A 7,672-nucleotide genomic window follows, 5' to 3' on the forward strand; every position below is an offset into this window, starting at 1 on the left:
CTGAGCAGTGGCAAAATTCCGATCGCGTTATGGTTACCTGGCCCGTGGATCGCATTTACTCCCAGCCTTCAGAGCAATCCATCCCGGTTTGCGATGTGGTGCTCAATGGCACACTGAAAAAAATTTCCAGCCAGGGCTTATGGCTCAGGGTAGAAACCCCAGATCAGCGTCAGGGGTACATCCTCAGAAAACACACCAGGTCTTTGATTGGGCCTCAAAACCCTTCGCAGGTCCAGGCCGGGCAAATTCTGCAAACCGCCTATCAACTGATGGGCATACCTTACCTGTGGGGAGGAAATTCGGCAAAGGGCTCTGATTGCTCTGGATTTACACAAACGGTTTTTCGCTTCAACGGGATTCAACTACCCCGCGATGCCCGTCAACAGGCATTAGTTGGTGAACAGATTTTACCAGAGGTCGATTTCTCAAATGTACAACCCGGCGATCTACTCTTTTTTGGAGCAGGAGAACGGATTACGCACGTAGGCTTGAGCCTGGGCGGCTACAAATTCATCCATCAGGATCGCGAGGTACGCATCAACAGTTTCAATCCGCGGGATGCGGACTATAATCCCTATCGAAAAAAGACACTCAAACTCATAAAACGCATTTTAAAATAGAAAGGCGTAGCCATGAATTTAAGTCGTAAACGTTTTTTGCAATTATCGGGCTCTTCCATTTTGGGATTTTCCTTTTTTAACGCAGTCGCTGGTTGCGGCAGCAAAAAATCTTCCCCGGAAATTTCAGGCATAGGAGACATAATGATTGAGGTTAAAACAAAAAAATTAAATCTGGCCCACACCTGGACTATTTCGCGCAATTCCAGTGATTTTAAAAACAATGTGTTTGTTAAAATTGAGCGGAATGGTATTGTGGGGTACGGCGAAGCAGCGCCCAATGTGCGTTATGGCGAAGACCATGTTAAAACGACGCAACGCATCAATCAGGCCAGAACGATATTCGAACAAAACAGTCTGTTTCACTTTGTGGATATTAAAGAGGCGCTGGACCAGACGATTACAGATCAAAGTTGTGCAAAAGCGGCTCTGGATATCGCCCTCATGGATTGGATCGGCAAAGCTTTCGGCCAGCCACTGTACAAATTGTGGGGCCTGAATACGGCTAAATCTCCGCTTACTTCTTTTTCCATTGGCATTGACACCGTAGAAGTCATCAAACAAAAAGTACGTGAAGCAGAACCTTACCCCATATTGAAAATCAAGGTTGGTACAGACCGCGATCGCGAGATCATTGGCGCGGTACGCAGCGTAACCGATAAGCCCATCCGTGTGGATGCCAATGAGGGCTGGAAAACCAAAGAGGAAGCGCTGGAAAAGATCAAATGGCTCATGGATCAGGGCGTTGAATTTATTGAACAGCCCATGCCGGCCAGCATGCTGGAAGAGACAGCCTGGTTGCGCGACAGAGTGGATATTCCCATCATTGCTGACGAAGCTGTTAAGACCGCTGCCGACATCCCTAAACTGGCTAAAGCCTATGATGGCATCAATATTAAGCTAATGAAATCCGGCGGCTTACAGGAAGCACTGCGCATGATTGGCATGGCTAAATCATTGGGGATGAAAATCATGTTGGGTTGCATGATTGAAAGCTCCGTTGCCATCTCGGCCGCGGCCCACTTAACGCCTCTGGTTGATTATGCAGACCTGGACGGCAACCTCTTAATTACCAATGATCCCTTCAGTGGAGTGAAGGTAGATCATGGGAAATTTATCTTCAATGACAAACCTGGTCTGGGCGTGGAAGGTGAATTTTAACAGGCAATTTAAAGCGTCTCTGGTGACAGACCGGGGACGCTTTTCTCCTGTCGTCTGGGCCATTGTCTTGCCCAGTGTCTGCCCGATATGCTTAAAGGAAATTCTATTAAAAAACATCGGGGCCGGAAAGACCTTCCTATTTTACTAAACCGTCAATCCTTTTTTTATTAGCTAAAAAATTCGGCCAGATCGATGGAAACTCCATCTTTAACTTTCTGGTAGTAAATGATTTTGGCTGCAATTTTTTTTAGACAGTTCCTTCTTGATTTTATATGAGGCGGGTTTGATGCTAACCGGAATCTCACCAATATATCCATCAATACCAATAGCCTATTCTTCAGGGCTTGACAATCGATAACCTGTTTCCAGAATTTGAGAGACCTTGCTTAAAATCGTAGTCCGATAAATGTTTTAATAATTACCAGATCATAGACCCATTTTTCAACTAGTTCCCTATCCATTTCATGACATCCTTAAAATTCTCTATCATGTTAATTATTTTATCTGTGGCTTTTTGGATGGCATCGGGATGTTTTTTAAATACCATTGCTCCCATTCTTCTATTGATCTGCCTGAGAATTCCTGTATTAATTGACTCATTTGCCCAACAACGGCGGGCCTTGTACCCTGGGCATTCTGATTGGCTAAATTGAGTATTTGCGTAGAATATTTTGGAAATTCACTAATAATTTTTTAATCGCCTGGTTAGAAATTTTTATTTTAGTTTTCATATTATTTCAATCCATTTAACAACGCTTCAAATTTTGTTTTGTATTTAAAGGGAAACTCACCATCTAACTCAGCAAAACCATTTTTTATCAAATGAGCATTTATGAAAGTTTTATTTTTCATATACACGTAGGCAAGAAGATTATTCTCCCTGTCGTATTTTTGCCCATCAAATTTGAAAAAAACCCTTCCCGTTCCAATTTTTTTCTTTAAAAATTCCATTGCCTGATTAAAAACCTCATTTTTCGGTTTCACGCCCAGAAGTCTTATCGTAATACCTGTATTAAGTCTTATCAGATTTGGGGCCAGAATTTCTTTAATAGACAGATCTGGCAAACTGGTCCCCAATATTTACAACCAGTTTACACCCCGGATGAAGGCCCTGTAACATTCGCTCCACACCAAATTCAAATTATTCATATATTCTTCATACGATTCATTATATCCTATTTGATCTTTAACGCCGTAGTCCTTTAATTGCCAGTAAGGTGGAGAGGTTACAATTAAATGGATTGAGCCATCTTCTATTTCTGCCATTTTTCTGGAATCACCTATAACACAAATGTGTTTGGTCTTCATTATTTTACCGTCCTTCCTTACTTTTTTGTCGGTTTATAGTCAGGCGCATTTTATGAAGAGTAAAAGAACCTTTAGCAAAGAGCCTAAGGCAGCCAAGCCGCAACCAAAAACCTTCCTTGGGGATTTAAACAACCACAGAGAGCACAGGGAAGTATTTTTTAATTAAAATTAATTATTTGAGCCCTTTGCTGTTTTTAAAGGTTGCGGCTTTGCTGCCTTAGATGTTTTGAAGGAAGTATTCTAATATGCTGTGTGGCTGCCTGACGGCCAAGTATTTTAGCTGTAAGATAGTGGATTGTTGTGATGGTTGTGGAACAAACAAAAACAATTATCTCTAAGCGTTCAACCATTGACAATAAGAATGTTGCCGCTTCAGAGAAGGGTTCTCTATCTAATAAAACATCCAGAATGACATTTGTATAAAAAAGTACTTTCATAAATATTTGTCTTCAAGATGCTTTTTGTAATCATTTTTGTCTATTTTGGATCCTTTTAAAATACCTTTCAAAAATTGAACAGTAGGCGTGATTTCCCTTTTATTTTGTTTCAATTTTTCATTTCAGATGATTTTGAAAAAATCGCTTACAATGCGCGAAAGTGATTTACCAGTTCTGTTTGAATATTCTTTGGTAGATTCTATTAATTGTTTATCTATGCGTAATGTCAATTTTGTATTCATCCTAACCTCGGACTTTAACGTACATATTCGGAAATAACATACTTCTTCTATCGAGCTAAATCAAATAAATTGAAGAGATGGGCAACAGCTCTGTTTTTAATAAGCACATTAAATTGTCAGCTGTAATAAACCGTTTAATGATTTTATTGAGTGTTCTCTCTATCAACCAGCCACTGCGCAACAAGGCCCATGCCGATAGTCACCACGCTACCGATTAAAACGTACCAGGTCCAGTGCACAAACGGCGGGCGGCCAAGTGCAAGGGGCGTGATGCTGACCGACAGCATGGCCAGCAATCCGGCGGCAAAGGCAATGATGGCCGCCTTTTCCTGGACTTTTCTGGAAAGCAGTCCAAGCAGGAATACGCCCAGCAAGCCGCCGTAGGTAATCGAAGCAATACCCAGGGCAATTTCCACGACCGAATGGCTCATTTTAATAAAAAGCAGAGCTACAACGGTTAAAATAACACCGGCCAGAATAGTAAAAAAACGGGAGATGATTAGCTCTTCTTTGTGGCTCAATTCCCTCTTGCTGATTGGCTTGTACAGATCCATCATGCCTGAACCGGAGAGCGAGCTCATGGAACCGGCCAGAGTGGACATGGCCGCGGCAAAGAGGCCGGCGATGATCAGCCCCTTAATGCCAAACGGTAAATTGTGGATGATGAAATAGGGGAAAATCTCATCGGGTTTGTGAAAAGGCGCTGTCGGGTCAGTGATGGAGATGCCATGGTAAAAGGCGTACAGCAACAAACCGACCACCAGAAAAAGTGCGAATTGCAAAATGATGATCAGACCGCTGGCCACAATCGCTTTTTGGCTATCTTTTAATGAACGGGTAGAGAGCAGCCGTTGTACAATTAATTGGTCGGTGCCATGTGAAGCCAGGGAGAGGAAGGTGCCGCCCAGCAAGGCTCCTAACAGGGTGTAGGGCTTACGAAAAAAGTCGCCCAAAGATTGTCCAAAATCCAGATTAAATACCTGCCATTTTTCAGCCGGAATGGAAAAATCGCCTGGCAGATGACGCCAGAGGATGAACAAGGCAATGATGGCTCCGCCCACGTAAATGGACATCTGCAGAACATCGGCCCAGATGACCCCTTTCATGCCGCCGGTGTAGGTGTAAACCAAAGAAATGATGGCAATGAGAATGATGGACACCAGGTAGATTTGAAAATTACTCCAATCCTGAAACCATGGTGCGGCTTTTAGAATGATGGCCAGTGGAATGGCTGTGGCAAACAAGCGCACGCCGTCGGCAGCCACGCGTGTGAACAGGAAGACGATGGAAGCAAAGCGTTGTGTGCGGTGCCCAAAACGCTCCCCTAAAAAGGCGTAGGCGGTTTTTAGCTCGCCTTTTTTGTAGGCCGGTAGAAAGACCAGGGCTATGATGATCCGCGCTGTCAAAAAGCCGATGGTTAATTGCAAAAAATTCAAATTGGTCAAATAGGCCAGCCCTGGAATGCTAATGAAGGTGAGGCTGCTGGTCTCGGCGGCAACAATGGAGAAGGCTACGGCCCACCAGGGAACGGAAGTGCCGCCTAAAAAGTAATCCTTGATATTCTTTTGTTTCCCGCCAGACAGAGAACCAATAACGGCCACTAAAATCAGATACAGAATAATGATGGTTAGATCAATTACAGAAAGTCCCATTCTACCTCCGTTAAAAACTTGTTAATTTTTTTAAATTTAGTAAATTTTAGTGAAATACAAAAAATCAAAATTTATTTAATGGTTTAAAGATGAGTAAAAAAGCATTGGTCATCGATGACGAAGAAAGTTTACGGGAAGTGCTCATAGAACTGTTGCAGATGTGGGATTTTGATGTGGTTGAACAGGGAGGGGCAGAACAGGCTCTGGAATTCGTGGCCAGCCATAATCCGAAATTTGATATTATTTTCATTGATGTCAATTTGCCAAACATGAGTGGTAAAGAACTGTACGAACGGCTTAGGCCCAAATTTCCGAATGCCAGATACATCTTTATGTCAGGTTTTGATCAGGACCAAAATACGGATCAATTACCAGAACAAGGCGATTTTGCCTATTTAAAAAAGCCCTTTCGGATTATGGATTTAAAGACCTTAATTGACCGCTTATTGAGCGACTGATCGTTTGTTGTCATTACTGAACATTTCCAGAGCCTCAGGATACGGGTGTAAAACTTTTTATAAAATTCCATGAGAGCAGGCAATAGTCACCCTGTAGTTGGTAATGTCGTTCCTGTCTTTTTACATCTTGAAACGTTTGATTGCACCAAAGGCCCACTGCATGCCAAACAAAATCTGGCTGCGATCTATTTGTTTTGTGTTATCATGTATTCTTTTGACAAAAAAGGTATTGCTTAAAGCGCTTATGGAAAATTTTAAACCGGGTTTTAACCAATATTCGATTCCTGTCGTTACGAAAGGAGTATCCTCAATGCCGTAATCTTTTTTGAGGTACTGTCCGCAGGTAAAAGTGCCAAAGTTGACTTGCCATTTTTCACTAGGAGTAAAAGTTACGCCTAAGGCCAGTTGCAGACGATTTTCGTAATATGTTGAAACTTTCCTCCATTCCTGATATTCTGTTTTAAACAGTAATTGCAAGGAATTAAAAGGTTTGAAGTAGAAGCCTAAATCCAGAACCCAGGGCAAACGAAAAGGCCTTTCACTTTCGGTCATTACGTATTCAATACTGTCATAATTACCTGAAACCAGCGGCGCTTCCAGTTTGAATTTGTACTTAAGCGGGTCAAAATAGCGATAAATGAGCGACACATTAACCTGATCATTCATTTCATAGCTTAATCCAAAATTCAAAGCATAGCTGTAGCTGGCATTCGAATCTATTTTCCGCTGATCCATTTCACCGCTAAAAAGGTAGCGTAATAATCCAATGTTTATGCCCAAATTAAAGCGCCTAAAAAATGACCTGTTGAAGCCGACAAAAAAGTTCTGCATGGTTTGTTCTTCGATATTGGTTAAAAATTCACCGGTGCCTTCGGGATGTTCTAATGTGGCAATTTCAAAGGTAAATTTCTTTTTGAAGGAATAGACATTTTGGTAGCCTAAAAACAATAAACCCGACTTAATACGTCGAGCAAACAACAGGTAGGATGGCAGATGCCAGGAAGCTCCTATTTTTACCTCGGAATCTTCGAACACAGCAAAACGTTTTTCAAATTGTCTGACTCCGCCGACCAAAAGGACGTGTGTGGTTTTTGTTTTAAAAGCCGGATTGTAGAGCAATACCTCTGCATTGGAAGGATTGGCAATTCCGGCCCCGCCACTGGCCCAGAAGCTGGTGCCGATCGGTGTAAAGCCATTTTCATAAATCCAGATAGGCACTTCTAAACGATCAATATCGCCGGCATAAAGCAAGGCGCTCAACATGTAGAAAGAGATTAATAATAGATGGAATTTTACTTTCATGTTAGCTCCTATTTCACTTTTATGAACAAAATTTTACTCGGTCTTTCTGCAAAGGATCAGTACAAGGCGTAATAAACCTGCCGTTGCAACCCCAGCTCTTTTAAAAATATAATCATTTTAAACTTACATTTCCAGATTTCGGGTTTTTTAGGAAGTATTCTAAGGCAGCATATCCGCAACCAAAATCAACCACAGAGAGCACAAAGATTTCAAAAAAAATAAAATTTATTGACATGTAAGGCGAAGACTCAGCAAAGCGGCACAATTCGCTCCCCCTTCCTTTTATTAAAAAAGGGAAGGGGGCCGGGGGGTTAGGATCTTTAACACAAGAATTTTCGCATCCCGCTGTGGCGAGATTATAAGTTTTGAAGGAAGTATTCTAAGGCAGCATAGCCGCAACCAAAATCAACCACAGAGAGCACAAAGATTTCAAAAAAAATAAAATTTGTTGACATGTAAGGCGAAGACTCAGCAAAGCGTCACAATTCGCTCCCC

Annotated in this window: 8 protein-coding genes and 3 pseudogenes; 3 read left to right on the forward strand and 8 right to left on the reverse strand. The window is 42.0% G+C overall.

The window, feature by feature from the left end; translation table 11 throughout:
* A partial coding sequence (locus tag ACWB0I_RS17490; RefSeq protein ID WP_479389379.1) for a C40 family peptidase occupies window positions 1–620 on the forward strand: 620 nt, incomplete at its 5' end.
* Window positions 621–761: 141 nt separating this feature from the next.
* The gene (locus tag ACWB0I_RS17495) at window positions 762–1,778 is read left to right on the forward strand and encodes a dipeptide epimerase (RefSeq protein ID WP_479389380.1); all 1,017 of its coding nucleotides are present in this window, start codon (window positions 762–764) and stop codon (window positions 1,776–1,778) included.
* A 207-nt stretch (window positions 1,779–1,985) separates the two neighbouring features.
* Here ACWB0I_RS17495 and ACWB0I_RS17500 read toward each other — a convergent pair whose 3' ends face one another.
* The 7 genes and pseudogenes from ACWB0I_RS17500 to ACWB0I_RS17530 form a co-directional block, all read right to left on the reverse strand.
* Window positions 1,986–2,105: an MjaI family restriction endonuclease gene (locus ACWB0I_RS17500; protein ID WP_479389385.1), complete on the reverse strand. Its 120-nt coding sequence runs from the start codon at window positions 2,103–2,105 to the stop codon at window positions 1,986–1,988.
* Between the two features lie 59 nt (window positions 2,106–2,164).
* Window positions 2,165–2,468 (reverse strand): annotated as a pseudogene (locus tag ACWB0I_RS17505) (MjaI family restriction endonuclease).
* A gap of 42 nt (window positions 2,469–2,510) precedes the next feature.
* Entirely contained in the window at window positions 2,511–2,729 is a 219-nt protein-coding gene (locus ACWB0I_RS17510) for a thermonuclease family protein (protein ID WP_479389386.1), read from the reverse strand.
* 97 nt (window positions 2,730–2,826) lie between these two features.
* Window positions 2,827–3,086, reverse strand: a pseudogene (locus ACWB0I_RS17515) (DNA methyltransferase); the annotation flags it as partial.
* Window positions 3,087–3,280: 194 nt separating this feature from the next.
* The gene (locus tag ACWB0I_RS17520; RefSeq protein ID WP_479389381.1) at window positions 3,281–3,523 is read right to left on the reverse strand and encodes a PIN domain-containing protein; all 243 of its coding nucleotides are present in this window, start codon (window positions 3,521–3,523) and stop codon (window positions 3,281–3,283) included.
* Window positions 3,520–3,765: pseudogene (locus ACWB0I_RS17525) on the reverse strand (DUF6364 family protein). Before ACWB0I_RS17525 ends, ACWB0I_RS17520 begins: the two are co-directional and overlap by 4 nt.
* Window positions 3,766–3,908: 143 nt before the next feature.
* Complete coding sequence (locus ACWB0I_RS17530; RefSeq protein WP_479389382.1) at window positions 3,909–5,417, reverse strand: sodium:solute symporter; 1,509 nt, start codon at window positions 5,415–5,417, stop codon at window positions 3,909–3,911.
* A gap of 89 nt (window positions 5,418–5,506) precedes the next feature.
* On the opposite strand from ACWB0I_RS17530, the gene ACWB0I_RS17535 reads away from it, so the two are divergent.
* Window positions 5,507–5,875 carry a response regulator gene (locus ACWB0I_RS17535; RefSeq protein WP_479389383.1) on the forward strand — a complete coding sequence of 123 codons (369 nt, stop codon included), beginning with the start codon at window positions 5,507–5,509 and terminating at the stop codon, window positions 5,873–5,875.
* 120 nt (window positions 5,876–5,995) lie between these two features.
* On the opposite strand, the gene ACWB0I_RS17540 is transcribed toward ACWB0I_RS17535, so the two are convergent.
* Window positions 5,996–7,177, reverse strand: coding sequence for a hypothetical protein (locus ACWB0I_RS17540; protein ID WP_479389384.1), 1,182 nt, complete (start codon window positions 7,175–7,177; stop codon window positions 5,996–5,998).
* Window positions 7,178–7,672: the final 495 nt, after the last annotated feature.

It is taken from the genome of Caldithrix sp., assembly GCF_056497305.1.